This window comes from Streptomyces sp. NBC_00490 (assembly GCF_036013645.1).
Taxonomy (GTDB): Bacteria; Actinomycetota; Actinomycetes; order Streptomycetales; family Streptomycetaceae; genus Streptomyces; species Streptomyces canus_F.
The window spans coordinates 1,055,503-1,079,628 of the sequence record NZ_CP107869.1 but is presented as its reverse complement, the minus strand read 5'-3'; the positions used below and the strand labels follow the sequence as shown (position 1 = coordinate 1,079,628).

Annotated in this window: 26 protein-coding genes and 1 pseudogene; 17 read left to right on the top strand and 10 right to left on the bottom strand. The window is 69.5% G+C overall.

What is annotated here, in order from left to right; genetic code table 11:
- Positions 1–19 precede the first annotated feature (19 nt).
- Positions 20–460 (top strand): OsmC family protein, encoded by a 441-nt coding sequence (locus OG381_RS04755; RefSeq protein ID WP_327714830.1) that lies wholly within the window; start codon positions 20–22, stop codon positions 458–460.
- Between the two features lie 238 nt (positions 461–698).
- Positions 699–1,595 carry an alpha/beta hydrolase gene (locus OG381_RS04750; RefSeq protein ID WP_327722381.1) on the top strand — a complete coding sequence of 299 codons (897 nt, stop codon included), beginning with the start codon at positions 699–701 and terminating at the stop codon, positions 1,593–1,595.
- Positions 1,596–1,702: 107 nt separating this feature from the next.
- Here OG381_RS04750 and OG381_RS04745 read toward each other — a convergent pair whose 3' ends face one another.
- Complete coding sequence (locus OG381_RS04745; RefSeq protein ID WP_327714829.1) at positions 1,703–1,843, bottom strand: hypothetical protein; 141 nt, start codon at positions 1,841–1,843, stop codon at positions 1,703–1,705.
- A 179-nt stretch (positions 1,844–2,022) separates the two neighbouring features.
- Here OG381_RS04745 and OG381_RS04740 point away from each other — a divergent pair, with 179 nt between their 5' ends.
- Both OG381_RS04740 and OG381_RS04735 read left to right on the top strand, forming a co-directional pair.
- The gene (locus tag OG381_RS04740; RefSeq protein ID WP_327714828.1) at positions 2,023–3,756 is read left to right on the top strand and encodes a glycosyl hydrolase family 28-related protein; all 1,734 of its coding nucleotides are present in this window, start codon (positions 2,023–2,025) and stop codon (positions 3,754–3,756) included.
- Positions 3,753–5,018 (top strand): alginate lyase family protein, encoded by a 1,266-nt coding sequence (locus OG381_RS04735; RefSeq protein WP_327714827.1) that lies wholly within the window; start codon positions 3,753–3,755, stop codon positions 5,016–5,018. Before OG381_RS04740 ends, OG381_RS04735 begins: the two co-directional genes overlap by 4 nt.
- Positions 5,019–5,052: 34 nt before the next feature.
- On the opposite strand, the gene OG381_RS04730 is transcribed toward OG381_RS04735, so the two are convergent.
- From OG381_RS04730 to OG381_RS04720, 3 genes are all read right to left on the bottom strand, one after another.
- Entirely contained in the window at positions 5,053–6,075 is a 1,023-nt protein-coding gene (locus tag OG381_RS04730) for a S66 peptidase family protein (protein ID WP_327714826.1), read from the bottom strand.
- Positions 6,076–6,429: 354 nt separating this feature from the next.
- Positions 6,430–7,074, bottom strand: a complete 645-nt coding sequence (locus tag OG381_RS04725; RefSeq protein WP_327714825.1) for a dihydrofolate reductase family protein — start codon at positions 7,072–7,074, stop codon at positions 6,430–6,432.
- 255 nt (positions 7,075–7,329) lie between these two features.
- Positions 7,330–8,181: a class I SAM-dependent methyltransferase gene (locus OG381_RS04720; RefSeq protein WP_327714824.1), complete on the bottom strand. Its 852-nt coding sequence runs from the start codon at positions 8,179–8,181 to the stop codon at positions 7,330–7,332.
- Between the two features lie 153 nt (positions 8,182–8,334).
- On the opposite strand from OG381_RS04720, the gene OG381_RS04715 reads away from it, so the two are divergent.
- The 6 genes from OG381_RS04715 to OG381_RS04690 all read left to right on the top strand — a co-directional run bounded on the left by OG381_RS04715 (position 8,335) and on the right by OG381_RS04690 (position 13,431).
- Positions 8,335–8,805: a hypothetical protein gene (locus tag OG381_RS04715; RefSeq protein WP_327714823.1), complete on the top strand. Its 471-nt coding sequence runs from the start codon at positions 8,335–8,337 to the stop codon at positions 8,803–8,805.
- Between the two features lie 202 nt (positions 8,806–9,007).
- Positions 9,008–10,129 carry a lipid II:glycine glycyltransferase FemX gene (locus tag OG381_RS04710; protein WP_327714822.1) on the top strand — a complete coding sequence of 374 codons (1,122 nt, stop codon included), beginning with the start codon at positions 9,008–9,010 and terminating at the stop codon, positions 10,127–10,129.
- A 118-nt stretch (positions 10,130–10,247) separates the two neighbouring features.
- A complete protein-coding gene (locus OG381_RS04705; RefSeq protein ID WP_327714821.1) occupies positions 10,248–10,493 on the top strand; it encodes a hypothetical protein in 246 nt (81 codons plus the stop codon).
- A 144-nt stretch (positions 10,494–10,637) separates the two neighbouring features.
- Entirely contained in the window at positions 10,638–11,978 is a 1,341-nt protein-coding gene (locus tag OG381_RS04700; RefSeq protein WP_327714820.1) for a ferredoxin reductase family protein, read from the top strand.
- A 121-nt stretch (positions 11,979–12,099) separates the two neighbouring features.
- Positions 12,100–13,056, top strand: a complete 957-nt coding sequence (locus OG381_RS04695; protein WP_327714819.1) for a S66 peptidase family protein — start codon at positions 12,100–12,102, stop codon at positions 13,054–13,056.
- A gap of 9 nt (positions 13,057–13,065) precedes the next feature.
- On the top strand, positions 13,066–13,431 hold the full coding sequence (locus tag OG381_RS04690) for a nuclear transport factor 2 family protein (protein ID WP_327714818.1): 366 nt from the start codon (positions 13,066–13,068) through the stop codon (positions 13,429–13,431).
- 63 nt (positions 13,432–13,494) lie between these two features.
- Here OG381_RS04690 and OG381_RS04685 read toward each other — a convergent pair whose 3' ends face one another.
- From OG381_RS04685 to OG381_RS04675, 3 genes are all read right to left on the bottom strand, one after another.
- On the bottom strand, positions 13,495–14,049 hold the full coding sequence (locus tag OG381_RS04685) for a hypothetical protein (RefSeq protein ID WP_327714817.1): 555 nt from the start codon (positions 14,047–14,049) through the stop codon (positions 13,495–13,497).
- A 52-nt stretch (positions 14,050–14,101) separates the two neighbouring features.
- Positions 14,102–15,283 (bottom strand): hypothetical protein, encoded by a 1,182-nt coding sequence (locus OG381_RS04680; protein ID WP_327714816.1) that lies wholly within the window; start codon positions 15,281–15,283, stop codon positions 14,102–14,104.
- A 191-nt stretch (positions 15,284–15,474) separates the two neighbouring features.
- Complete coding sequence (locus OG381_RS04675; protein ID WP_327714815.1) at positions 15,475–15,981, bottom strand: MarR family winged helix-turn-helix transcriptional regulator; 507 nt, start codon at positions 15,979–15,981, stop codon at positions 15,475–15,477.
- A 118-nt stretch (positions 15,982–16,099) separates the two neighbouring features.
- Here OG381_RS04675 and OG381_RS04670 point away from each other — a divergent pair, with 118 nt between their 5' ends.
- Both OG381_RS04670 and OG381_RS04665 read left to right on the top strand, forming a co-directional pair.
- Positions 16,100–17,335 (top strand): MFS transporter, encoded by a 1,236-nt coding sequence (locus tag OG381_RS04670; RefSeq protein WP_327714814.1) that lies wholly within the window; start codon positions 16,100–16,102, stop codon positions 17,333–17,335.
- Positions 17,336–17,398: 63 nt separating this feature from the next.
- Positions 17,399–17,920: a cupin domain-containing protein gene (locus OG381_RS04665; protein ID WP_327714813.1), complete on the top strand. Its 522-nt coding sequence runs from the start codon at positions 17,399–17,401 to the stop codon at positions 17,918–17,920.
- Positions 17,921–18,224: 304 nt separating this feature from the next.
- On the opposite strand, the pseudogene OG381_RS04660 reads toward OG381_RS04665, so the two are convergent.
- A pseudogene (locus OG381_RS04660) lies at positions 18,225–18,335 on the bottom strand (SulP family inorganic anion transporter); the annotation flags it as partial.
- 332 nt (positions 18,336–18,667) lie between these two features.
- Between OG381_RS04660 and OG381_RS04655 the strand changes: the two are divergent.
- Entirely contained in the window at positions 18,668–19,075 is a 408-nt protein-coding gene (locus OG381_RS04655) for a MerR family transcriptional regulator (protein WP_327714812.1), read from the top strand.
- 127 nt (positions 19,076–19,202) lie between these two features.
- A complete protein-coding gene (locus OG381_RS04650; RefSeq protein WP_327714811.1) occupies positions 19,203–20,360 on the top strand; it encodes a serine hydrolase domain-containing protein in 1,158 nt (385 codons plus the stop codon).
- 88 nt (positions 20,361–20,448) lie between these two features.
- Here the strand turns inward: OG381_RS04650 and OG381_RS04645 are convergent, their stop codons facing one another.
- Positions 20,449–21,060, bottom strand: coding sequence for a TetR/AcrR family transcriptional regulator (locus OG381_RS04645; protein WP_327714810.1), 612 nt, complete (start codon positions 21,058–21,060; stop codon positions 20,449–20,451).
- Between the two features lie 72 nt (positions 21,061–21,132).
- Between OG381_RS04645 and OG381_RS04640 the strand changes: the two genes are divergently transcribed.
- Together OG381_RS04640 and OG381_RS04635 are read left to right on the top strand one after the other, a co-directional pair.
- Complete coding sequence (locus OG381_RS04640) at positions 21,133–22,065, top strand: DMT family transporter (protein WP_327714809.1); 933 nt, start codon at positions 21,133–21,135, stop codon at positions 22,063–22,065.
- A 269-nt stretch (positions 22,066–22,334) separates the two neighbouring features.
- Positions 22,335–23,258 carry a nuclear transport factor 2 family protein gene (locus tag OG381_RS04635; RefSeq protein ID WP_327714808.1) on the top strand — a complete coding sequence of 308 codons (924 nt, stop codon included), beginning with the start codon at positions 22,335–22,337 and terminating at the stop codon, positions 23,256–23,258.
- A gap of 98 nt (positions 23,259–23,356) precedes the next feature.
- Here the strand turns inward: OG381_RS04635 and OG381_RS04630 are convergent, their stop codons facing one another.
- Positions 23,357–23,593: a hypothetical protein gene (locus OG381_RS04630; RefSeq protein ID WP_327714807.1), complete on the bottom strand. Its 237-nt coding sequence runs from the start codon at positions 23,591–23,593 to the stop codon at positions 23,357–23,359.
- A gap of 263 nt (positions 23,594–23,856) precedes the next feature.
- On the opposite strand from OG381_RS04630, the gene OG381_RS04625 reads away from it, so the two are divergent.
- On the top strand, positions 23,857–24,117 hold the full coding sequence (locus tag OG381_RS04625; RefSeq protein ID WP_443061870.1) for a hypothetical protein: 261 nt from the start codon (positions 23,857–23,859) through the stop codon (positions 24,115–24,117).
- Positions 24,118–24,126 lie beyond the last annotated feature (9 nt).

The window sequence follows — 24,126 nt, the reverse complement described above, 5'->3', positions numbered from 1 at the left end:
CCCGGATAGTCTCGACGGCATGACCGACAACTCCCTGCGCTCCGTCACCGTCGAGCGAACCAGCCTCGGCCACTTCACCGCGACGAACGCCCGCGGCGGCACGATCAGCTTCGGTACCGGTTCCGATGCCGAGGGGGATGCCGTTTTCACGCCGGTGGAGCTGTTGCTCGCCGCGCTCGGAGGCTGCACGGCGGTGGACGTCGATGTGGCGACCAGCCGCCACGCGGAGCCGGTCAAGTTCTCCGTCGAGGTGTCGGGGAACAAGGTCGGCGACGAGCTCGGCAACAGGATGACCGACCTGGTCGTCACGTTCTCCGTCGACTTTCCGGACGGCGAGGGCACGGAACGGGCCCGGACCGTGCTTCCCCGGGCGGTCAAGGCCTCCCACGACCGGCTCTGCACGGTGAGCCGCACCGTCGAGATCGGCACGCCCGTCAAGGCGGTGATCGAGGGCGCCTGACCCCTTCGAGGCGGGCGGGTCGCCGTCACACCGACAGCCGGGGCACCACACCGACTCCTCGTGAGGAACGGCTGCTTGGGAAGGTGGCGCTGGGTCTACCCCCGTGGTGGTGCTGGACCGCTGGCAGGCCAAGCGCCCCTTTCATAGCGTCGTGCTCATGACGGATGACACGAACGAAGAACGAACAGGTGCCACCAGGCGGACGGCATTGCGTGGGCTGGGACTGGCGGTGGGGGGCATGGCACTGGCCACCGGGCTCGGTACCTCGCCGGCCGCGGCGAACCCGCGTCGCGGGCTCACCACCTACGTGCTGGTGCACGGTACCCACAGCGCCGGCGCGTTCTGGTTACCGATCGCGCGGGAGCTGACGCTGCGCGGTCACCGCGTCGTCATGGTGGACCAGCCGTGGCATGGCGCGGAGGCTTTCGTGCCGGAGTCGTATCAGCGGCAGGATCTCGAAGCGATGGCGGTCGAGCCTTCTCCGCTGAAGGGGATCGGCCTTGAGGACTACGAGGCGCGGGTCACGGGCATCGTGCGGCGGGCGGCCCGCAACGGCCCGGTGGTGCTGGTCGGGCACAGCCTGGGCGGTGTAACGGTCAGCCGAGTCGGCGATGCCGTCCCGCATCTGCTTCACCGCATTTGCTACATGGCGGCCTTCTGCCCCAGTCGTGCCATGCCCACAGCGGACGCGTGCACGGCGGCACCCGAGAACGCGAACGCCGTCAGTCCGGTCGAGCTGACGGTGGGTGACCCGGACCGGCTCGGCGTACTACGACTGAACTTCCGGACGGGTGACAGCCGTGAGCTGGGCCTCCTGAAGGAGATGATCTGCGCGGACTACCCCGATGCCGATTTCCGCCGGTTACTGGCCGGCATGCAGACCGACGAGCCCGTCACCGCCTATGCGGGCCGAGCGGTCGGCCGGGCCGGCAGCTGGGGACGCATTCCCCGTACCTACCTGCGTTTCGGCAAGGACCGGACGATCGCCACCGCCCTCCAGGACAGAATGATCGCGGAAGCCGACGCGTTCACGCCCGGCAACAGCTTCCGCGTGCACGATTTTCCCGTGGCGTCTCACGTCGGCCCTCTGGATCCCGTCCCGGTCGCGGAGATCCTGGACACGCTCGCGGGGTAGGGGGTTGGGGCACACGAAGAAGTCGCAGGGACGCCTGTGCCGGTGACCCCGGCCGATCGACCGATGGGCCGAGCGTGAGTTCACGTCCGCGGCGGTGTTCCACATGGTCAGGCATTCCAGACGGCGGCGGCCTCGACGTAGTCTGCGAAGTCTCGAGGAGCGCGGCGCAACGCACCCTGGACGCCGTCGCCGAGCGAGGCCAGGCCGCCGGAGCGGACGTGCTCGTACAGGTCGATGGACAGCTGCACCCATTCCTCGCGTCAGGTCTGTACCAGAAACCCGTGCGCGACCTCTTTCGTCGGCATGGGGTGCGTGGCATGCTCACCGCTCGACACAGACTTGAACCTCGTTCACATCCATGAAGCGCATGGAAGGGCGGACGGATATGGGGATTACGACAGCGGGCACCGAAGGCTCTCGGAATGACATGAGCCTGACAAGACGAACCCTGCTGGGTGGTGCCGTCGCGGTGGCGGCAGGAGCTGGGAGTGTGGCGGCCGGTTCCCACGCCGCGGCAGCGACCGGGCCCGGGCCCGGACCCGGAGCCGTACCCGTACCCGGAGCCGGTGCGACGACCGAAGTGCCGCGCCTGTGGGGCGAGTTCACCCGCACACCCCTCACCCACCCCCAGATCCCCTTCGTCGGGCGGGCAGGCTGCCGCGGCGGGGCGAGCCGTCTCCCGCGCCACCGGGTCGTCGCAGACGTCCGTGACTTCGGCGCCGTGGCGGACGCCACGACGGACTGCGCACCCGCGATCAACCGTGCCATCGCCGCCGCCGGTCGGGCCGGCGGAGGCACGGTCACCATCCCGCCGGGCACATACCGCATCGACGACGTGATCCGCATCGGCCACTGCGACGTGGTCCTCCGCGGCGCCGGCAGCGGCCGCACCACGCTCCACGCGACCAAGAGCCTCACCGAACTCGTCGGGGTGTACGGCTCCCGCTACGGCGGCGACAAGTCCTCCTGGTCCTGGGCGGGCGGCCTGATCTGGCTGGCCCCCGAAGCCCGCTGGACCTCCCTCGTCGCCGCGATCCGGGCCCGCGCGTGGCCCTTCGAGGGCTGGACCGGAAACCGCCGCGACGAATGGCGCCCGCTCACCGCCCTGGACCCGGCCCGCCAAGGCTCCTGGACGGTGACGGCCGCGGACACATCGTCGCTGCGCCCCGGCGACCTGGTCCTGCTGCGACTGTCCGACGACACCGACCACACCCTGCTGGAGCACATGTGCGGCGGCGGCCCCGGACCCGAGGGCTACGTCTGGGACGACAAGACGAAACTGACCTCGTACGTCCCCTACGAATGGCCCGTACGCATCACCCGCGTCCGCGGCCGCCGGATCACCCTCGAACGGCCGCTCCCGCTGGACCTGCGCCCGCAGTGGAACCCGCAACTCACCACGCACGTAAAGGCGTTGACCGGCGCGGGAGTGGAAGGTCTGACCCTGGAGGCCGTGCAGACCCCGCAGCAGCCGCATCTGCTCGACACCGGCTACAACGGAGTCGTCCTGCAGTGCGCCTACGACTGCTGGGTGGACGACGTCACGGTCCGCCACGTCGACAACGGCTTCGGACTGGTGGCCGCCTCCGCGTGCACCCTGCGCCGCACGAAGGTCACGGGCCGCGGCTCCCACCACCCCTACTTCTGCCGCGAGGGCTCGCACGACAACCTCGTCGAGGACTTCACCATCGAGGAGCGCACCACCCCGGCCCCGGCCAACACCCAACTGCACGGCATCAACGTCGAGGGACTGTCTTCGTACAACGTCTGGTCACGCGGCGAGATGCGGATGGGCACCTTCGACAGCCACCGCGGCCTTCCCTTCGCCAACGTCCGCACCGACATCACCGTCAACAACACCGGCCGCCACGGCGGGGACGCGAGCGCCGGACCGCTCTTCGGCGCCCGCTTCGCCCACTGGAACATCCGCGTCACCAACCGCCGCGCGGGCCTGGTGCGGATCGACGGCCTGGCCCCCTACTCCGCGACCGTCGGCATCGACGAGGTCGAGGAGTTCGACCAGATCGACGTACCCGACTTCACGGGCGACCTGCACACACGCCTGGAGCTGTACGGCAGCCCGCACGCCGTCCGGCCGCCGAACCTGTACGAGGCCCAACGCGGACTCGCACCCACCCACAGGGACGAGGGCCGACGATGAGCATGCGCTCCCGCCTCTGCCTCCTCGTCATGATCCTCGCCGCCTGCGCCACCGGCCTCTCGGCGCCGGCAACTGCTCCCAGTCCGCCGCGCGTCCCGCACACGGTGGTCCTGGACGGCGCCCGCATGCAGCAGACCAAGCTGCGCCTGGACCGAGGAGACCGACAACTCCGGCGCGCCGTAGCGGCGTTGACGGCCCGCGCCGACCGATGGCTGGACCAGGGCCCCTGGACGGTCGTCGACAAGCCCCGACCCGCGCCCGGCGGCGACGTCCACGACTACCTCAGCCAGGCCCCCTACTGGTGGCCCAGCCAAGCCCCCACCACCGACAACCCCTGGGGCTGCCCGTACGTCCAGCGCGACGGCGAGCGCAACCCCGAGGTCGACTCCGGCACCGACCGCCAGGACGCCGAGAAGACCTTCGACTCCGCCTACGACCTCTCCCTCGCCTGGTACTACACCGGCGACCGGCGCTACGCCGAGAAGGCCGGGCACGTGCTGCGCACCTGGTTCCTGGACCCGGACACCCGGATGAACCCGAACCTGGACCACGCGCAGTTCATCCCCTGCAAATACGACGGCCGGGCCATCGGCATCATCGACTTCTCCCAGTCCTACACCGCCGTCCTCGACGCGATCGCCCTGCTGGAAACCGGCGCACCGGGCTGGAGCCGAACCGACCGCACCGCCATGACGCGATGGAACGCCGACTTCCTCGACTGGCTCGCGCACAGCGACTTCGGCACGCAGGAGGCCGCCGCCACCAACAACCACGGCACCTTCTACGACCTGCTGCTCGCCGGTCTCGCCTACGCGACCGGCGACCAGGGCCTCGCCCGCCGGACCGTGCTGGATGCCCGCGCCCGACGCATCGCACCGCAGATCGCCGCCGACGGCAGCCAGCCCCAGGAACTGGCCCGGACCAGAAGCTGGCACTACTCCACCTTCGACCTCGTGGCCTACACCCGGCTCGCTGACATCGGACGCCACGTCGGGGTCGATCTGTGGGCCTACCGAGGACCCGACGGACAGAGCCTGTTCAAAGCGGTGGACTACCTGCTGCCCGCGGCGACGGCCACGGCCCCCTGGCCACATCCGGAGCTGGACTTCCACCGGTACGCGGCCACCGACGTGGTGCACGCGGCCGCCGACGCCGGAGACAACCGGGCCCGGCGCGCGGTCCACCTGCTCCAGGAACCGCCTGGCGGCGACCTGTGGGCGCTGCGCCCGGCGGCGGAGCAACTGGACTCGATCGCGGGCTGACCGGTCAGGACGCCCGCCGGACCACGGACCGGGCTCAGCTGCCCGGCGTGGTCGCCGGGAGCGGGCGTACTGCCGGTTCGAGCAGCGACAAGGTCCGCTGTTGCGCGTCGAGGGCGACGCGAATACCGACGGGCATCGGCAGGTTCGGGCCGGCATGGCCGAACTCGACGTTGCCCAGAACGGGGATGTCCCGGTCGCCGAGGACGTCGAGGACGATCTCACGCAGGGTCGGTGACGCGTCGGGCGAGTCGAGTCCGTCGATCGCGTGCGGGATGCCCACGACCATGCCGGAGATCCGATCGAGGATTCCGGCGTGGCGCAGCACCTGGAGATAGCTCCACACGTACGCGGCCTGGCCGCCCGCCTCCTCCCAGAACAGCACCGCGCCGTCGAACCGTTCGAGCGGCAGCGCGTAAGGCGTCGCCTGCGCCAGCACGATGCGATTGATCACCCCGCCGATGAGGCGGCCTTCGGCGCGACCGGCACGCCAGCACTCCCATGACGGGGCGGTCGGCAGCGCACCGATCGGGTCCGTACCGGTCAGCAGCGTCGAGTAGAGCTTCTCCAGTTCCGTGCTGCGTGCTGCGGGCGCGCGCTGCCAGTGCCCGCCGAGTCCCGGGGTGGCCACGTCGGTGTGGAAGCCGACCAGACCCGTGCGCGCGTAGAGCACCAGATGCAGCAGGGAGATGTCGCTGTAGCCCAGGATCGGCTTGGGGTCGGCCGCGATCGCCTCCACGTCGATCAGGTCGAGGTAGCCGAGCACGCTCTGGCCGCCGTCATGCGCGATGATGGCGCGCACCTCGGGATCGCGCAGGAGTCCGTTGAACTCCTCGGCGATCTCCGCAGGCCGAGCCGCGCTCCACCAATGATGCCGCCCCGCTTCGAGCAGCGGCGCCCGACGTACACGGAAACCCATCCGCTCGAGCACGGCCACCGCCTGCTCGAGGTCGGGCTCGTTCACGGCGTGGAGCGGCCCCGACAGCGCTGCGATCACGACGAGATCGCCGGGCCTCAGGGCACGAGGACGAAGCAGTTGAGGCAACGCGGTAAGGCTCACCGAGGAAGTATCGCGACACCCTCAGCACCACGCGACACAATTAGCCGGCCGGCTGCGCGTCCTGGGACCGGACCATCCGGGCACCCTCAACACCCGTGTTCAGCTGGCGTATTGGCGGGAGCAGGCCAGGTTCAGTCCGGTCGGCAGGCGCCACATCGGTATGCCGTCGCCGTCGGTCAACCTTGAGCGTTTCAAGCATTGTTGGCCCCGGCGTGATCGCGTCCAACGCAAGACCGGCGATTCGTTCGTACGCCGCGAGCGTGATCTGTTCCGACTTGGCGGACGAACCAAGTTCGCGATCGCCTCCGTCGGTGGAGTTGCTGATCAGAGGGGCCGTCCGGACTCCTGTCTGCTTCAGGTCGGGGTCGTCTCGTACCGCGGGCGCCCGGTGGTGCGGTAGGTCTGGATCGTCAGCCCGTTCGGGGTGGTCCGCAGGTCGGCCAGTTCGAGTCCGGTGTCCGGGCCGGTGGCGGGGAAGAGCCGCGTGCCCTGGCCGACGACCACGGGGTAGGTGAGCAGCACGATCTCGTCGACCAGCCGGTGGCCGAGCAGCCAGCGGATCAGAGTGCCGCTGCCCCACACCTGCAGCTCACCGCCCGGCTCGGCTTTCAACTCGCGGACGGCGTCCGCGACGTCACCGGACAGGACGGTCGTGCCGGCCCATCGCGGCTCGGTGAGCGTGGTGGAGGCGACGTACTTGGGCCGCGCGTTCAACGCGTCTCCGACGGGGTTGCCCGGATCCATGCCTGCTCCCCAGGAGCCGGCGAAGATCTCGTACGTCCGCCGACCGAGCAGGAACGCGTCGGCGCGCTGAAAGGCCTCGCTGATGAACGTCGAAGTCTCGTCGTCAAGCAGTGGCGGGGCCCATCCGAAGCGCTCGAATCCGTCACTGCCGTCGCGGTCCGGCGCGTCGGCTTCACCCATGATGTCTGCATCGATCCGTCGATGTCCCTGGGTCACTCCGTCGACGGAGACGTTCGTGACGGTCGTCAGTTTCATGTTCGCAGTTCCCTTCGCGCGAGGGTCGTCGCACGGTACGACCGGACCAAGGCGCTGATCTCATCGGTCGCGCATGAGTCTGCCTCGATCGACGTGCCGTCAGCCGCAGGCCACTGCCGCGGATCTCGTCCTCCTTCTTGCCCGAGTTTCTTGCCCGAGCCGGAGACTCCCTGCGCTCGCGCCCGGCCCGGCACCGTCCCGCTGACAGTGACCGAGGCGCTGCGCAATAGATCTCCCGGGGAGCGGGGAGGCGTTCTACGGGCGGACCGCCGAGATCAGTCCGCCGGGTTGCTCCTCGGGACGCGGCGGGCTGCCGAGCGGGCGGCCGTAGGCGGCGGCGCGCTCGCGCAGGGTGTGGGTGTCGGCCTGCCAGCCGTGCCCGGCCAGCCAGACCACCGGGTCGTCGGGCATCTCCGAGACCCACATGGACGCCGCCGATCCCGGCACGGCGTCCGCGCCGAAGCGCTCGATCACGCCGCGCGAGCCCAACGTCAGGCCCATCCGACTGCCTGGCGCCGACCGCGCGCTGATCCGGGCCAGAAGCAGCTCCACCGCGTCCTCGGGCAGATAGATCAGCAGTCCCTCGGCGATCCACACGGTGGGCGCCGCCGGGTCGTGGCCTGCGGCGGCCAGCGCGCCGGGCCAGTCCTCACGCAGATCCACCGGGACGGTGATCCTCTCGCAGCGTGCGACGGCCCGCTCCTGGCGCAGTACCGCGGCCTTGAAGTCCAGTGGCGCGGCGGTGTCGACCTCGAACAGCCGGGTGTTCTCGGGCCAGTCCATCCGGAAGGCCCGGCTGTCCATGCCGGCGCCGAGCAGCACGACCTGCCGGACCCCGGACGCGGAGGCCTGCCGCAACAGGTCGTCGAGGAACCTCGTCCTGATGACGATGGAGAACGACACGGCCAGCCGGCGGCGTCGCGTCGCCTCGTCGTCGGGCAGCGGCGCCGAGGAGGGCCACAGGCCGCCTGCGGTGGCGAAGGCCCGTGCCAGTGGGTCGCGGAACAGCGCGTTCTCCCGCTCGGTCTCCAGCGCCCGGACCCTGGCCACCCCCACGGCCGTGGCCCACACTCCCGACGGCTGCACGCGCTCCTGCTCATCAGTCACCGCGCCAGCCTAGAAGGTCGGTTCCAAGGTTGCCTTCTGGGGCGGGGTTGCCCTGACAAGTGTCAGGAGTTGAGGGGGCCGCTGCCTGTCTATGGTCTGTCCACGTCGCTGTTTGCAGGACTGATCCTCTACTTCCGAGACGAGGGGGAACCCATGAGTCGCTCCATGGACCGCAGGATGTTGTTGAGGTCGGCCGGGTCCGCGGCGGTGGCGGGATCGCTGGGCGCGCTGGGTGTCGCGGCGTTCGCCACACCCGCGCACGCGGCACCCGCGACAATCAACACCGACCAGGTAATGGCCACCACCAATCGCGTGACCCACGCCCCGAACCAGCGCGGCTCCATCGGCATCGAGCTCCGCTCCGGCACGTACAACGGGTACCAGTACGGCTGGGGGCGCCTCGTCGGTTCCGGCTGGGACCCGCGCGGCTGGATCTGGCTGGACATCAGCACGGACGGTGGCAGGACCTGGTCCTTCGCCGACGGCACTTACCTCTCGGACGGCACCGGCTACGCGCACACGTCCGGTTGGCTCACCCAGTCCGATCCGAACTATGTGTTCAGGGCCAGCTACGACAGCAATTTCCGGGCCGTCAACCCGTATGTCCAGAGCGGCATCTGGTAACAGCCGTGCGATCGGCGGCCTGCGTCGCGGGCCGCCTGACTCTATGCCCTTCAGTTCGGAGTCGCATGAGGGTCCGTCAGCTTGCTGGCGGACCCTTGGTCCCGTCGGCGTTCTCGGCCGTCTGCGCATCCGTCGCGCACGGCGAACCTGGATGTGCCGTACGCCTCAGTAGGCTTGTGCGTCGAGCTAAGGAGCGCTGCGCATGAGCTTTCGCCTGAAGGCGATCACCCGTGAGGACCACCTGGCCTTCGTCCGGGCCCGGCCTGCGGTCAGTCACATGCAGGTTCCCTCGTGGGGCGATGTGAAGCCGGACTGGCAGGCGGAGAGCCTGGGATGGTTCGACGAGAGCGACCGTCTCGTCGGCGCTGGACTGGTACTGCTGCGGCCGTTGCCGAAACTGAAGCGCTACCTGGCCTACCTGCCCGAGGGGCCGGTCATCGACTGGGCCGCGCCGGATCTGGAGCGATGGCTCGAGCCGATGCTCGCCCACCTGAAGAAGCGGGGCGCGTTCTCCGTGAAGATGGGGCCGCCCGTGGTGGCCCGCCGCTGGAGTGCCGAGGCGGTCAAGGCGGCGATCGCCGACCCGCGGGCGGGGCGACTGCGGGACGTGGAGGCGACCGTGGACGAGCCGCGCGCCGTCGACCTCGCCGACCGGCTGCGCCGGATGGGCTGGCAGCAGACCGAGCCCGGAGGCGATGACGGCTTCGCCGCGGGCCAACCGCGCTACGTCTTCCAAGTGCCCTTCGCCGGGCGGTCGTTGGAGGAGATCCAGCAGGGCCTGAACCAGCAGTGGCGCCGCAACATCAAGAAGGCGGAGAAGGCCGGCGTCAAGGTCGTCCAAGGCGGATACGAGGACCTGCCCGCCTTCTACGAGCTCTACGTGGAGACCGCCGAGCGGGACCGGTTCATTCCCCGCCCACTGGCCTACTTCCAGCGGATGTGGACCGCGCTCAGAGCCGAGGACCCTGACCGCATGCGCCTCTACCTCGCCCAGCACGAAGGCGAGGTGCTCGCGGCGGCCACGATGCTGACGGTCGGCGAGCACGCCTGGTACTCCTACGGCGCCTCCACCAGCCGCAAGCGCGAGGTCCAGCCGAACAACGCCATCCAGTGGCGGATGATGAGCGACGCCCACGCGCTCGGCGCTGGCGTCTACGACTTCCGCGGCATCACCGACACCCTGGAGGAGAGCAACCACCTGCTGGGACTGCTGCGGTTCAAGGTCGGTACTGGCGGCGAGGCCGTCGAGTACCTCGGCGAGTGGGACTTCCCCATCAGCAAGGTGCTGCACAAGGCCCTCGACCTCTACATGTCCCGCCGCTGACGCTGCGGTTGCCGCGTGCTGATCGTCGACGCGGTGGCGCCGCCGGACGAATTCGGTTGCCGTGGGATGGGGGAGCTCGGTGAGGTAGCTCCATGGACGGTGCCACGGAGCAGGCCCGATGGGCGAGACCAGGACGAGAGGAACTCATCTCATACGGCGTGACGGTGGCCGTGACATCCGTGCCGCTCGCCCACGCCGTACGGGCCGCCCCTCGACGGGGGTCCTCGCCGCCCTGGTCGTGTCCAGTCTCATGGCCGCGTTGGCGACCTCGTACTGGCTGCTCCTGGCTGCGCGGCTACTGACCGTCGTGGCCTGCACGGTGCTGCTCGTCGGGGGCTGTATGCGCCGATTGGCGGTCAGATAGGAAGGTTCCGGCATGAACGGAACCGGCCCATCGGCCGTATTCTTACGCGATCGGGGTGCGTATCCAGCCAAAATCCTCGGTCTTCATGGGTTTGTGCACACGGGTCGCACGCGTACTGCGGCCCCGGGGGAGTGAGGGGCGACCATGGTGGCGGAGAGTCATGCGGTGCGGACGGGCACGGTGCTTCCGGTGGACGCGGCGCGCTGGGCGATGTGGACATTCGTCATCGCCAACGTGGTGATCGTCGAAGCGCTGTTCGTCAGCGCCGGGTCGGGCAAGAACGAGGTGCTCACGGTCGCCAAGTTCTTCGGACTGCACGCGGCCCTGCTGATGCTGCTGCAACTGCTTCTCGTGGCCCGGCTGCCGTGGCTGGACCGCCGTATCGGCATGGACCGGCTCACGGTGTGGCATCGCTGGGTCGGCTTCACCCTGCTGTGGACCGTCCTGACCCACGCGACGCTCGTGGTCCTCGGCTACGCGACACTCGACGACACCTCCATGGCGAAGACGTTCGTCGCGCTCAGCGGGGTGCCGGCCTCACAGCTGGGCATGCTGGCCGCGGCCGTCATCGTCGTGATCGCCGTGGTCTCCACCCGGTCCCTGCGCAGGCGGTTGCGGTACGAGGTCTGGCACGGTCTGCACCTGCTGCTCTACGTGGCCCTGGGCCTGGCGTTCGTCCACCAGTTGCAGGAGACGACCACGTTCACGTCCTCCGCTTTCGCCACGGCCTACTGGTGGATCCTGTGGCTGTTCGCCTTCGGCGCGCTGCTGACCGGGCGCCTCGTCGTGCCGCTGTGGCGCAACGCCTACCACCGGTTCAGCGTGGCGGCCGTGGTGCCGGAGTCGCACGACGTGGTCTCCGTGTACGTCACCGGCCGACACCTCGACAAACTCCCGGCCCGGGCGGGTCAGTTCTGCATCTGGCGGTTCCCCGGCCACAACCACTGGTGGCTCGCGAACCCCTTCTCGCTCTCGGCGGCGCCCGACGGGCGCGGACTGCGCCTCACGGCGAAGGCCGTGGGCAGCGCCAGCGCCGGGCTGCGTAACCTCCCTGTCGGCAGCCGCGTCTATGTCGAAGGACCCTATGGCGCGTTCACCTCGCTGCACCGGAGCCGGCCCGGCGCCCTGCTGATCGCCGGTGGCGTGGGGATCACGCCGGTGCGGGCCATGCTGGAGGAGCAGACGAGCGGTGACGTCGTCGTGCTGTACCGGGTGCGCAGTGAGGCCGAAGCCGTCCTGCTGAACGAGGTGCGCCGTCTGTTGGCCCTGCGGGGCGGACGCCTCCACCTGCTCACCGGCCGGACCGGCGAGGGCGGCGCACCGCCGTTCGGAGCTGGCAGCCTGCACCAGCTGGTTCCCGACATCACCACGCGCGACGTCTACGTGTGCGGGCCGCCGGCCATGACGGCGGCCGTCCTGGCCGGCCTGCGCGACCTGCGCGTCCCCGCACGGCAGGTGCATGCCGAGAGGTTCGGGTTGGCCTGACCGGACGGGGTCACGTCCGCAGACGTAGGGCGTGCAGCTGGGGTGCTCGCCGATGCGGACGTGTTCGTCCCTTGGCGAAACCGTTGCCCGGTTGCGGGCTCGGCCCGCGCAGAATCGTCGGATGGATCACTCCCAGAATCCGCAAGTGTTGAGGGCGCCGCGGGTGCGGCCCGGAGATCGGGTGCGGATCGTCGCTCCGGCCAGTCCGCCGAGTCGGGAAGAAGTCGCCCGGGGTGTCGAACTGCTCACCTCGTGGGGCCTTCGGGTCGAGCTGGGCGAGCACGTCTTCGATCAGTGGGGCTACATGGCCGGCCGCGACGAGGACCGCGTCTTCGACCTGAACGCGGCCTTCCGTGATCCGGGGGTGCGCGCCGTGATTGCCGCTCGGGGCGGCAAAGGCGCCTACCGCATCGTCGACGACCTCGACACGGATGCCCTCCGACGTGACCCCAAGCCTGTCGTCGGCTTCAGCGACATCACCCATCTCCACCTCGCCGTGTGGTCACGATGCCGTCTGGCCGGCCTGCACGGCCCCTTCGCCAAATCCCGCGACACCTACACCGGGCCCGCGTCCGCCGAGTCCCTGCGCCGCGCGCTGATGACCACCGACCCGGTCACTCTCCATCGCGACGCGTCCGAGGCCACCGCGGACGTCGCCGTGGACGGCACGGCCACGGGCATCCTGATGGGCGGCAACCTCAGCGCGATCCGCACAGAGGCGGGAGCCGGCCTGCCCAGCCTGCGGGGGGCGATTCTCTTCCTCGAACACCAGCGAGGAACCGGGCTCGGCGAGGTCGACCGCGCACTGACCCAGCTCACCCGCTCCGGGGCGCTCGACGGGCTGCGCGGCGTCGCCCTGGGCCAGTTCCTCGGCTTCGACCGCGACGCCGACGACCCGACACTCGGCGGATGGGGCATCCGCGACGTACTGCACGACCGACTGGCCGCACTCGGCGTCCCCGTCCTGGGCGGGCTCCCGGCGGGACACGGCAGCCATCCCCCGACCATTCCCCTGGGCACCCCGGCGACCCTCGACACAGCCGGCGGAACCCTCACCGTTCAACCGGCAGTCGTCTAGGGTCCCAGCGTGACGGATGAGAGGGAGCAGGCTGTGCAGGCAGCCATCGACGGGGAGTTGCGGCTTCTCGACCCCGAGGTACGTGCTGCTCCGGACCGTGTCCTGGCGCTTCTGGACCCGGAGTTCACCGAGATCGGCGCTTCTGGGCGCCGATGGGATGTGGAGTCGATCCTCAGCGTCACGAGCGGAGGCTCGGTGTCCGCGGAGTCTCCTGTCGAGGTCAGTGAGATGTCCGGTGCCGTGCTTGCTCCGGGCCTCGTCCACCTCACGTACTTCGCGGAGAACCAGGGCCGCCGGACTTGGCGTAGCTCGTTGTGGCGCCTGACGGACACGGGCTGGCGGATGTACTTCCACCAGGGAACCTTGACCAGCTGAACACGGGTCCGCCCCGCAGTCGTTCTCGCGCGAACGCGCTCTGCCACCGGGACTGGATGGCTGTCACGCGCCGACAGGCCCTCTGTCTCCCGCCTCTTGCTCGGCAGCGGATGCCGTTCCGGCCACTGTCCATGTCGCCATGCCCCACAGGGAGAGTCCAGAAGTGAGGCCCACGACAAGGCGAACGGTTTCGTCGGGGACGTCGGTGAGCCAGACGGTCATGCCGGCCGTGCCGGAAGCGATCAACAAGGCGGCCGGTATGCGCAGTCGAGGCTGCTCGAACACCGCTGCCAGTGGCAGGAAGTGGAGCCCGACCACGATCGCGACCAGTGGGGGGACGAGCACCGGCACGCCGAGGTGACGGCAGACCGCGACGATCACGAGGATCAACAGCCACTGGAGTCCGTTGATCTGGTTGAACCGCCGACGTCGGTCGACGGGGAACGGTCCCCCTGCCGATGAGGGAAGGAAGCGGCGCGCGGCAAGCATCAGCGCCACTGTGACGGCACAGCCGACCGCGATCACAACCAGCCGCGTCAACCCGTCGAACGCGCTCGAGCCCAGCAGCCACCAGCCGAGCCCGAACAACGCGAGGAACCCCACCCCTGATCTGAACATGATCGAGATCCTAGGCCGAAGAGCACCCCTCCGGCCCAAGGATTCTCCTGTGTCAGCCGGCGTCCTGGGTACGGCGGCGGCGCACGATGACGAGCGTGGCCGCACCCGTGATCACTGCCGCGGCGGCCGCGCCCGTGAGCGGCAGCGTCGAGGAGCCGGTCTCTGCCAAGTAGCCGCCGTTCGGCGTCGTCCCGTTGCCGCCGGTCGACGACGACCCGCCGGCCGAGCTGTCGGAGCCAGGGGTGGGACTGTCCGTCGGGCCGGCCGACTCCGCGCCCGTGACGTCCAGCGTGATGTCGGCCTTGTCGTTGTCCTTGTCGGGGTCGAACGGCCGCGGTTCCGTGCTCAGCGCCACCGAGCCCTTGGCGCCGGACACCCGCTTGTCGATCTTCAGCTTGAAGGTGTAGGTCTCCCCGCTGCCCTCATAGAGCGACCGCATGCCGCAGAAATACGTGTCGCCGTCCGCGCGGCAGAACTGGCCGCGCTTGACGACGGAGGTTCCGGCGGGCGGCTTGATGATGACCTGGACGGACTTGTCCCCTTGCCTGGGCTGAACCCAGGCGGGCCCGGCGTTGGTGAACGTCGCCTTCATCGTCACCGTGTCACCGACGCTTCCCTCCAGCGCGGCACCCGTCACCTGGTAGTCGGCCGTGTTGACCGCGGTGACGGGGACAGTGACAACTCCTGTGGTCCCCTCGCTCCCGGCCTGTCCCTCGACCAGTTTCACCGCCGGTGCGGTTCCCGTCACCGGTGTTGTGCCGTTGTCGTCGACCCCGGGTTCGACGTCCGCGACGCGCACGCGCAGATCCTCGTTGAGCGCACGGCCCAGTGTCGTGACACGCAGCAGCTTTTCGGGTGTATAGACGACGCCCGGCTCCACCACCTGGTCGAACCCGCACGCCGCCATCCATCTCTCGGGCATCTCGTCGTAGGGCCGGATGTTCTGTACCCAGCAGTTGGAGGGAACCTCCGCGAAGTCGAGTCCTCGGGTGACGTAGTAGGAGACCCACACCTTCTCCGCCGCCACGGTGCTCTTGTTCGCCACGGTGACCGGCAGGTCGAAGCTGTCTCCCGGCTTCAGCCCGTCGAGCGCCTTGATGCCCCCAACGACCAATTCGGGTGCGGGTTCATCGCCGTAGGCAGCGGGAGCCGCGCCCAGCGCGAGCAGGCCCGCAGCGCCGAGGACGGCGACAGCGGAACGGGAGGCGCGACGGTTGTGCGGCGCTATTGGCATGGATGGATCCTCTGTTGGAGCGCAGGTGGACGGACGGAGTCTGCCAGGAGAACAGTCCTTCGGTCGCTAGACTCCTGCCGATCTCGGAGGGTTGCACGTCCGGCGCATCCTCTGCCTGATGATCACCTCTGTCGCACGCGCACAGGCCCGTGTGGGCCGAGCAGCCTGGCCGGGCCAGGGGAAGTCGGCCGTCACTTGATGGCGGTGTCGCCGAGGGCCTCCAGCATCTGTCGGAGGGACTCGGCGGTCTTGTCGACCAGGTCGCGGTCCACGTCGGCGAGCAGTTGTGCGTAGTTCGCCAGATGGTCGGCGAAGGCGGCCCGGGTGACCTCGTGTCCGTGCGCGGTGAGGCGGATCTTGACGGTGCGCCGGTCGTCGCCTTCGCGCACCCGCTCGACCAGGCCCTTGGCCTCCATCTTGTCGATGCGGTTGGTGATGGCGCCGGAGGTCACCATGGACGCCTTGAGGAAGGCGCCCGCGGTGAGGGCGTACGGAGGTCCGGAGCGCTGCAGTGTGGTGAGCACGTCGAACTCGCCGTGCTCCACCCCGTGTGCGGCGGCCGAGGCCTTGGCGGTCTTGTCGATGACCCGGGCCAGCCGCTGGATCCGCGCGAAGAGCTCCACCGGCCAGAGGTCCTCCACCACATCGGGGCGCTCCTTGGCCCACTGGCCGATGATCGCGTCCACGGCATCACTCATCTCCGCTGTTCCTCCCCAGGAAAACTCTTTCAACGTTAAGAGACTTGACGTTGAAAGAGTCGGGCTGCTTTTATCTCAACGTTGAGATTATCAAGGTTGAACGACAGGAGCACCCCCGATGTCCGAGCTCGCCCTTCGCCCCGCCGCGCAGACCCCGCGCCCCGCCGCTGTCCCGCAGGCGCTGCGGCAAGTCCCTGCCGGATGGCTGGCGTTGCTGGCCACCCCGCTCGCCGCGAGCGCCAACGCCCCGGTGCTGATCCTCCCCGACATGGCCGACTCGCTCGGCATCCACACGGCCTCGGCGACCTGGCTCGTCACGGTGTTCGCCTGGGCCCTGGCCGTCGGCACCCCGGTGATGGCGGGCTTACTGCGCCGCCGCGGGCTGCACAGCGTGCTCCGGCTGAGCGCGGCCCTGATGGTGGCCGGCACCGCGATCGTGGCCGTGGCGCCCTGGCTGCCGCTGGCGATGGCGGGCCGGGCGGCCCAGGCGGTGGGAGGCGCGGGCCTGGTCACCGCGGCGATGAGCCTGGCGGGCTCGGTCCGCCGGATGGGCGTGATCACGGCGGGTTTCGGGGTGCTGGGGGCGGCCGGGCCGCTGCTCGGCTCGGCGATCGCGGGCATCACCTCCTGGCGGGTGTCCCTCGCGGTCGGGGCGGTCGCGCTCCTCGCCCTGCCGGCGATCATGCGCCAGGCCGCACCGAGCCCACCGGGACCGAGCACCCCCTTCGACGGCCGGGGTGCCGCCCTTCTGGTCCTGATGGCGACGGCCCTGGTGCTCGTCCCGCGCTACCCGTTCCCGGCGGTAGCCGCCTCGCTGGTGATGGCCACGCTGCTGGCCCTGCACATCCGGTCCCGCCCCGCGGGCTTCGTCCCGGCAGCCGTGCTGCGCAGCCGGACGTTCGTCCTCTCCGCGCTGCTCGCCTGCACCCTCGCGACCTCGTACTTCACGCTGCTCTTCACCATCCCGCAGCTGCTCGGCGACCGTACCGGCTGGTCGACCTCCACCATCGGCACCGGCCAGATGACCGCCCTCCTCGCGGGCTCGGCGCTCTCCATCGTCCTGGCCGCGGCCTCCGCCCGGATGAGCCGCCCACGGGTGCTGACGATCCTGCTCACGGTCGGAGCGCTGGCCCCGCTCACGGCCGTACTGACCCCGTGGGCACCGCTGCTCCTGGTCGTCGCGACGCTGGCCGTCTTCGCGACGAGCGCGGGCCAGGCGACCCTCGCGGTGTACGCCATCCAGGCCGCGCCGACGGCCCAACGACCCATGGCGATCGGGCTGTTCAACCTCTGCTACCAGCTGGGCGGCGCCTTCGGCCCGGCGATCGCGGCCCTGATCACGCTGGGCGCCTGAAACGCCCGGCACGGACCTCTCACACCCACACGAAGACCACTTCAAGACCCCAGGAGCGTCATCATGACCGAGAAGACACCCGCCATCTCCGCGACCGACACTCCCTCTGCGGTGACGCTGACCCGCCACGCAGACGCCGAGACCTGCTCCGACCCGAGCAGTGTGATGACCCTGCTGGCCGATTCGGACGGCACCGCAGGCGGCTTCACGAGCTACCGCTCCACCTTCGCGAAGGGCGCGGCAGGGGCGCCGGCCCACTTCCACACCAGGGCGACGGAACTGTTCTTCGTGATCAGCGGGTCTCTGCGGGTGCTGGTCGGCGAGGACATCACCGTCCTGAACGCAGGCGACTTCCTCGCGGTGCCGCCCCACACCCCGCACGCCTTCGCAGCCGCCCCGGGCTGTGAAGCTGACGTTCTGTTCGTCTTCACCCCCGGGATGGGCAGGTTCGACTACCTGCGCCTGCTCAGCCGGGTGATGCGCGGCGAGGCCGACCCGAAGGAGATCGCCGAGTCCTCGGAGCGCTTCGACAACCACTACGTCGACAGCCCTGTCTGGCGTGCCGCCCTGGAGGGTTCCGCATGACCGACGCCGTGACCCGGATCAGGGCGGCGGCCCCTCTCCGGGACGGAGCGGACCACTGAACGGGCGCCCGGCGAACCCGACTTGCTCCTGGAGTCGGATCGCCGGGCGCCGTCATGCACTGCAGAGCCGCGGCCCTCGTGTGTCTACGCCGGTCAGTGGTCGGCGAGTTCGCCGCTGAGTCTGCGGTGGATCCGGGCGCTGGGTTCGTTCAGGCCGATGATCTCGACGGACTTGCCGCCGCTGGGCGTACTTGGTCTCGATGGCGTCGAGGGCCGAGACGGAGGAGGAGTCCCAGATATGGGCCGGCCGGGTCGACGCCGGCGATGATCGAGAACGAGATCGCCTCCGGGATCAGCGCCAGGGCGACCACGAGACCGGCCAGCACCTCGGTGCGCAGCACCTTCGGGTCGGTCATCCAGGTCGGGCGCCGGGGACAGTACGGAGGAAGACAAGAGGAGAGGAACCTGTCGTGCTCGGGCACACCCGGCATCACAGCGGGCACGCGGAAGGGCGTGGAGCACCGGGGCGGTCCTCCATGAAGTCCGCGAGCGTGCGGACCGAAGTCGGGCAACAGCCGAACGACCCGCGAGGGCACCGGCGCTGCCTGCGAACCACGGTCTTCGCCGAGGGTTCGTCGGCCCCGACACGGCAGGAAGCGACCCGACGCCCGGCAACCCTACTCTAACGTTAGGGTAGAGATCGGTGCGGCCGCCCGCGGCCGCGGTGAGAGACGAGGAAGGCCCCCGCGTGAGCAGCGAGCACATGCAGATCGGCGAGGTCGCCGCCCGGACCGAGCTGTCGCTGCGCACCATCCGGCACTACGAGGACACCGGCCTCGTCATCCCCTCCGCGCGCTCGCAGGGCGGCTTCCGCCTCTACACCGAGTCCGACGTGGCCCGCCTGATGGTCATCCGCCGTATGAAGCCGCTCGGCTTCACCCTCGACGAGATGCGCGCCCTGCTCGACGCCACCGACCGCCTCGACTCCGCCGAGGAACCGCCGCCCGGGGAGCGCGAGGAACTCCTGGAGCGGATCCACGGCTTCGAGCAGGCCACCCAGCTGCGGGTCGCCGATCTGCGCACCCAGCTGGCCCGCGCCGAGGAATTCGCGGCCACCCTGGCCGCGCGTCTCGTACGACGGACTCCCACTCCCTGACCGCGTAGGCCACCGTCGCAGATCAGCACCCGTGTCGTCACGCGCCGACGGTGGCGGCGCGGGGTCAGGGATACCTGGGGGACATCCCGGATGCCCGGGGCGTGGAGCCGTCGGAAGCATGAGCTGTATGGACTCCCAGTCGATCTCCCGACGTTCCCTGGCCCGTGGTGCTGTGGCCGGTGCCGTGCTGGTCGCGGCCGGAAGCGCGGCTTCCCGGGCGGAGGCGGACTCCGCCGGGCCCGGGGAGCTGGACACCGGCGCCTTACACGCGGCGATCTCCGACCTCTCCCACCCGCCGGCCACGTCCGCCCAACTACGTGCGGCCCACGGCACGGACCACTGGTACGGAACCACGGGCCTGGCCGACCTCACCACCGGACGTGAGGCACGCCCGGACGACAAGTTCCGCGCGGGCAGCGTCACCAAGGTCTTCGTGGCCACGGTGGTGCTCCAGTTGTGGACAGAGGGCCGCGTGGAGCTGGACGCACCGATCGGGCGCTACCTTCCAGGGCTGCTCCCGCCCGACTTCGCTCGCATCACCGTCACCCAACTCCTCAATCACACCAGCGGAATCCCCGACCATCAGGGCATCCCCGACACGAGCACGCCGGAGGCAGTCCTTCGGCACCGGTTCGACCGCTGGACGCCGTACGAGTGGGTGCGGACCGTGACGCATGGCCCGCTGAAGTTCCGTCCGGGCACCAAGCAGGAGTACCGGGGCATCAACTACGTACTCCTCGCCCTCCTCGTCGAGAAGCTGACCGGGCAGCGCTACGGCGAGGTGATCGGCTCCCGTGTCCTGCGACCCCTCGGCCTCACGCGCACGCTCACGCCGGGCGACGACCCCCGGCTGCACGGTCCGCAGGTGTACGGCTATCTGCGGATGACCGACGGCTCCTTGCGCGACGTCACCGTCTACAACCCGTCAAGCACCTGGGGAGAGGGCGAACTGGTCTCTACCGTCGACGACCTCTTCGCTTTCCAACATGCCTTGTTCTCCGGCGACTTGCTGACGCCCCGGGCGCTGGACAAGCTCTGCACCCTGCCCCCGGCCGACGTCGTCATGTGGAAGGACGGCAGCCCCGCCCGCTACAGCATGGGCCTGCAGACGGCCACGGTGAACGGCGTGGCGTTCTGGGGAAAGACCGGCGAGATGTACGGCTACCGCACCCGCATGTTCTCCACCCTCGACCTCCGGCTCCGCTTCGTCCTGTCCTACACCCCGACCCCGTTGACCACGGACGAGGACATGATCGGCCGAGTGGTCACCACACTCACTTCCTGAGCGCTCTTGAGCATGTGGAACCGGCCGCAACGGCTCGCCCTGGCCGGCCCTCAAGTGCCAAGCCTTTCAGCCGCGTTGACCGCGTCGTTCACGTGCCGAAGAAACCCGGCCCCGCTGTGGTGGCGAGGAGAGCTCGCGCCTGTTCGCGGGCATGGCTGATGGGGTCCGCGAGGATGTGCAGGCCGTGGGCGACGAGTGCTCCTTCGTGAAGCAGCATGAGCGTCCGGCCCAGATGGTCGGCCCCGTCCGGACTGATGTCCCCGGCGAGATCGGTGAACAGGGCGAGCATCCACTGCTTCTGCCCGGTGATGATCGCGTACGCCGGGTGGGCCGGATCGCTGATCTCGGCGTGGGCGTTGACCATGCTGCACCCCTTGGGGCTGTTCAGCTCCGACCACGCGCGTGAGGCATCGAAGACGGCCAGGACGCGCGCTGCCGACGCCGGCTGTGCGGCGTCGAGGTACTGGGCGAGCAAGACCCGCCAGCGTTCGTCACGATCCGCGAGGTACTCCACGACGATCTGCTCCTTGGAACCGAACCGGTCGTAGAGGGTCTTCTTCGTCACCCCGGCCTCGGCCGCGATCAGGTCCACCCCGACGGCATGGATGCCGCGCTCGTAGAACAGCCTCGCGGCGGCCTCCAGGACGCGCCGTGCGGCAGGCGTCATCGTGACCCGTCGCGGCCCCTCAGTAGTGCCCATCCCTCAACACTATACCGATCTGTATAGTGGATTGGAGGGTATACCGATCTGTCTAGTGGGAGGGTGAGGAGCGTGAACTTCCTGCTCTCGATCGCCTTCGTGATCTGCTGGAGTTCCGGGTTCATCGGAGCCAAGCTCGGCGCGGGCAGCGCGTCCGCGATCACGATCCTGATGTGGCGGTTCCTGCCCTTGGCCGTCCTCCTGATCGCCGTCGCCACCGTCTCCACAACGTCGTGGCGGGACCTCTCGGTGCGGGACGTGGCCCGGCAGGCAGTGATCGGCACGCTGTCGCAGAGCGGCTATCTGCTCACGGTCTACTACGCGATCCAACTCGGGGTCTCCAGCGGCACCACAGCCCTGATCGACGGGGTGCAACCCCTCGTCGCCGGAGCACTTGCCGGACCGTTGTTGCGCCAATACGTCTCCCGCAAGCAGTGGCTCGGCCTGTGCCTGGGGGTGAGCGGCGTCGCCATCGTCACCCTGGCCGATGCCGCGGCCGGCACCGGTGCGGCTTGGTGGGCCTATCTCATCCCCTTCCTCGGCATGTTCTCGCTGGTGGCGGCCACGTTCCTCGAAAGCCGCTCCCGCACCCAGGTCGCGCCCGCCGTGTCGCTGACCGTCCACTGCGCCACCAGCGCCGTCATCTTCACGGCACTCGCCGCGAGCATCGGAGCCGCGAAGCCGCCCGCTGAACTCTCGTTCTGGGCCGCGATCATCTGGCTCGTGGCCTTGTCGACCTTCGGCGGATACGGGCTGTACTGGCTCATTCTCAGGCGCTCCGGAGTCACCAAGGTCAACACGCTCATGTTCCTCATGGCCCCGGTCACCGCGGTCTGGGGAGCCCTCATGTTCGGTGAGACATTCGGCCCGCAGACCGCCCTCGGCCTGGCCGTCGGCCTCGCAGCGGTCGTCATCGTCCATCGAGGTGACACGCCATCCACCAGGGTGCGCGGGCGGGATACGGACACGGCCGAGGCCGCGACGCCGGCCGAACGCGGCGCCTGATACCTCTGCCTGGTGGGCGACACAGGGCGAGGACGAGGGCGGCCGGGAGGAGAGTCGGGAAGGTCGGGCGGACCGTGTCGAGGAGGCCGAGGCCGGCGTCAAAGTCGAACCAGCGTTCGCGGGCCCCTGCCCGTCTCGCGGGCGATGGCCCTCAGCCATCAACCTCAAGGGCGGCCTTGACGCTGTCGGAAAGTTACTGCTCTTCTTTCGCGAGTGCCCGCTTCAGGCTTCAGGCGGGTTCGTTCTCCCGTGTCTCTGGCAGGAGCGTCGTGACCCCCACCGCCCCCGCAGGCCCCGCCTTCGTCGACGTCCTCGCGGCCGTCGGACTCACGCCGCCCGCCACCGTCGCTGCCCAGGTGCACATATCCAGGAAGCGGGTCCCAGCGGGGGACGCCGTGCGCCCGGATCATCACAAGGCCGTCGCTGTGGCTGTCCTGAAGGGGTTGTTCGAGGAGGGCGACACGCAGGTCGTGGACCGCCACGTGCGGTCGGATCTCATCCAGCACAACCCGTTCGTGCCTGACGGGGCCGAGGCCCTGAAGGAGCTAGGGGGCGCCATCCACGAGCAGTTCCCCGGCGCCGAGTACGGAGTGAAGCGGGTCCTCGCGCAGAACGATCTGGTGCTCGTGCACTCTCACCTCGTGCTGACGCCGGGCACGCGGGGCGCCGCCGTGGCCGACATCCTCCGCTTCCAGGGCGAGCGGATCGCCGAGCACTGGACTGTGGCACAGGAGGTGCCCGAGTCCACGGCCCACGGCAACGACATGTTCTCCACGGTCAGTCGGCCGCAGACGAACGAGCCGGGCCCCGCGTGGCTGACGCTGCACCACGAAAAGCTGGTGGCCAAGGTCTACGACCGGCTGCTGGTGCGGAAGGACCTCGCGGCGGTCGACGAGCTGTACGGGCCCGAGCTCCACCAGCACAACCCGAACTTCCCCGGCGGGCTGGACGGGGTCAAGGCCGGGCTGGGTGGCTACTTCGCCATGTTCCCCCAGTTGGTCATCTCGCCGCCGAAACGGATCATTGCCGAGGGTGACATCGTCGCCGTCCACGGTCACGGCGTGAACCGTCCGGGGGAGCGGGGCGTGGTCATAGTCGATCTGTTCCGGGTGCTGGATGGGAAGGTCGTCGAGCACTGGGATGTGCTTCAGGACGTGCCGGAGGCGTCAGCCAACGACAACACGATGTTCTGACCCGCAGCACGGTGTTCTGCGGCTTGGCGGGCCCGGGGCGCCGGGCCTCGGCCGCACACGCGACCACCCCGCCACGCAGGGAGTTCGGCTCTCGGCCATCACGGGCCGATCCATCGGAACTGCTCGTCCGGTTCTTCCCGGCGTTCCGGTACTCCTGCTGCAACCAACTGCAAAAGCACCTCATGCAGAGCGTTCCCGACCGGATCGTCCGTCCAGAACACCCACTTGACCTGTATGAACGTTTCGGACCTGCCGAAGACCCCCAGTGAACGGCCCACCGTGAAGGCAGCGCCGTCCCAGTCGGTCCAGCCGGCCATGCCCTCGGAAAGACCCACGAAGCGATCCTGCCAGCACACGATCCGACAAGTGAAGGTGCGCGGTCACCGTATCGGCCGCGTTGCTGGGGGCCTCTGACATGTGACAGGACCGTTGGGGTGAGTGGCCCTCTAGGTTGTGGCGCGCACCGTCGAGCTTGGTGGGCGGGCCAGTTGGCGGGTGCGTCAGTCCCTTCTCGTCATTCTCAAGGGGGTACCTGCGATTTTCAGCCTGATCTTGCGAGGAACCCCGGGGCTTCAGCCCGGGGAGGAATCGCATCCCGATGAACATGCCCGCGCGACTGGTCGGCTCGATGGCGCTGCTCGATCTGACCGTGCATGTGTGGGATCTGGCGCGGGCGACGGGCCAGGACTACCCGGGCGCCGACGAGGCGGTCGTGGCGGAACTGTCCGGCGCGGTGGATGAACTGGCGCCGACGGCCAGGAAGATGGGGGTGTTCGGAGAGCCCGTGCCGGAGGCGGAGGGCGCGTCGGCCTCCGAGCGGCTGCTGGCCCGGACCGGCAGGGATCCGTACGGAAAATAGTCCCCGACC

Bases quoted from the DNA above. Each gene is read 5' to 3' on its own strand.
- OG381_RS04675 (WP_327714815.1), bottom strand. From the start codon at position 15,981: ATGAGTGATGCCGTGGACGCGATCATCGGCCAGTGGGCCAAGGAGCGC.
- OG381_RS04750 (WP_327722381.1), top strand. From the start codon at position 699: ATGGCACTGGCCACCGGGCTCGGTACCTCGCCGGCCGCGGCGAACCCG.
- OG381_RS04700 (WP_327714820.1), top strand. From the start codon at position 10,638: ATGGTGGCGGAGAGTCATGCGGTGCGGACGGGCACGGTGCTTCCGGTG.
- OG381_RS04735 (WP_327714827.1), top strand. From the start codon at position 3,753: ATGAGCATGCGCTCCCGCCTCTGCCTCCTCGTCATGATCCTCGCCGCC.
- OG381_RS04665 (WP_327714813.1), top strand. From the start codon at position 17,399: ATGACCGAGAAGACACCCGCCATCTCCGCGACCGACACTCCCTCTGCG.
- OG381_RS04680 (WP_327714816.1), bottom strand. From the start codon at position 15,283: ATGCCAATAGCGCCGCACAACCGTCGCGCCTCCCGTTCCGCTGTCGCC.
- OG381_RS04710 (WP_327714822.1), top strand. From the start codon at position 9,008: ATGAGCTTTCGCCTGAAGGCGATCACCCGTGAGGACCACCTGGCCTTC.
- OG381_RS04650 (WP_327714811.1), top strand. From the start codon at position 19,203: ATGGACTCCCAGTCGATCTCCCGACGTTCCCTGGCCCGTGGTGCTGTG.
- OG381_RS04755 (WP_327714830.1), top strand. From the start codon at position 20: ATGACCGACAACTCCCTGCGCTCCGTCACCGTCGAGCGAACCAGCCTC.
- OG381_RS04695 (WP_327714819.1), top strand. From the start codon at position 12,100: ATGGATCACTCCCAGAATCCGCAAGTGTTGAGGGCGCCGCGGGTGCGG.
- OG381_RS04645 (WP_327714810.1), bottom strand. From the start codon at position 21,060: ATGGGCACTACTGAGGGGCCGCGACGGGTCACGATGACGCCTGCCGCA.
- OG381_RS04670 (WP_327714814.1), top strand. From the start codon at position 16,100: ATGTCCGAGCTCGCCCTTCGCCCCGCCGCGCAGACCCCGCGCCCCGCC.
- OG381_RS04685 (WP_327714817.1), bottom strand. From the start codon at position 14,049: ATGTTCAGATCAGGGGTGGGGTTCCTCGCGTTGTTCGGGCTCGGCTGG.
- OG381_RS04625 (WP_443061870.1), top strand. From the start codon at position 23,857: ATGAACATGCCCGCGCGACTGGTCGGCTCGATGGCGCTGCTCGATCTG.
- OG381_RS04705 (WP_327714821.1), top strand. From the start codon at position 10,248: ATGGGCGAGACCAGGACGAGAGGAACTCATCTCATACGGCGTGACGGT.
- OG381_RS04725 (WP_327714825.1), bottom strand. From the start codon at position 7,074: ATGAAACTGACGACCGTCACGAACGTCTCCGTCGACGGAGTGACCCAG.
- OG381_RS04740 (WP_327714828.1), top strand. From the start codon at position 2,023: ATGAGCCTGACAAGACGAACCCTGCTGGGTGGTGCCGTCGCGGTGGCG.
- OG381_RS04715 (WP_327714823.1), top strand. From the start codon at position 8,335: ATGAGTCGCTCCATGGACCGCAGGATGTTGTTGAGGTCGGCCGGGTCC.